The sequence below is a fragment of the Paenibacillus sp. 10L310 genome (genome assembly GCF_056395745.1).
Map to the genome: position 1 here is coordinate 1 of NZ_JBFTKC010000052.1, position 764 is coordinate 764.

Genomic DNA, 764 nt, shown 5'->3' on the forward strand with positions numbered 1-764 from the left:
CCAGTATGTAAGACCCCTTGAAGACGACGAGGTAGATAGGCTGGGGGTGGAAGTGCAGCAATGCATGGAGCTGACCAGTACTAATCGGTCGAGGGCTTATCCAATAGCAAGTTGTAATTCGCRTGTTTCGTTTCGAATCTAGTTTTCAGAGAACGATCTCTGAAGCATATTCCCTGATAGCTCAGTTGGTAGAGCACTCGACTGTTAATCGAGTTGTCACAGGTTCGAGCCCTGTTCGGGGAGCCATATGGAGAGGTGTCCGAGCTGGCCGAAGGAGCACGATTGGAAATCGTGTAGGCGTCACAAGCGTCTCGAGGGTTCGAATCCCTCTCTCTCCGCCATAATATTAAGGCCCGTTGGTCAAGGGGTTAAGACACCTCCCTTTCACGGAGGTAACAGGGGTTCGAATCCCCTACGGGTCATAATAACTTCAAAAAAAGAAGTTGATTTTTACAACAAGATTATGGTATGATCATAAATGTGTTGTTCGGAGGCTTAGCTCAGCTGGGAGAGCATCTGCCTTACAAGCAGAGGGTCGGGGGTTCGATCCCCTCAGCCTCCACCATATAAACTTTATAACGACGCGGGGTGGAGCAGCCCGGTAGCTCGTCGGGCTCATAACCCGAAGGCCGCAGGTTCAAATCCTGCCCCCGCAATTATACTTTCCTTTGAGAAAGTGATCTGGAACCGTGGTGTAGTTGGCCTAACATGCCTGCCTGTCACGCAGGAGATCGCGGGTTCGAATCCCGTCGGTTCCGCCATTT

The 764-nt window shown here is 51.0% G+C and carries 6 tRNA genes and 1 rRNA gene; all 7 read left to right on the top strand.

Annotated features, from left to right (window positions below):
* Window positions 1-104: ribosomal RNA gene (locus AC1DE7_RS31680) — 23S ribosomal RNA — on the top strand; the annotation flags it as partial.
* Between the two features lie 66 nt (window positions 105-170).
* Window positions 171-246, top strand: a tRNA-Asn gene (locus AC1DE7_RS31685).
* A 3-nt stretch (window positions 247-249) separates the two neighbouring features.
* Window positions 250-341 (top strand) — tRNA-Ser (locus tag AC1DE7_RS31690).
* A 9-nt stretch (window positions 342-350) separates the two neighbouring features.
* A tRNA-Glu gene (locus tag AC1DE7_RS31695) sits at window positions 351-422 on the top strand.
* A gap of 67 nt (window positions 423-489) precedes the next feature.
* Window positions 490-565, top strand: a tRNA-Val gene (locus AC1DE7_RS31700).
* A 17-nt stretch (window positions 566-582) separates the two neighbouring features.
* A tRNA-Met gene (locus AC1DE7_RS31705) sits at window positions 583-656 on the top strand.
* A gap of 27 nt (window positions 657-683) precedes the next feature.
* Window positions 684-761: transfer RNA gene (locus tag AC1DE7_RS31710), tRNA-Asp, on the top strand.
* Window positions 762-764 lie beyond the last annotated feature (3 nt).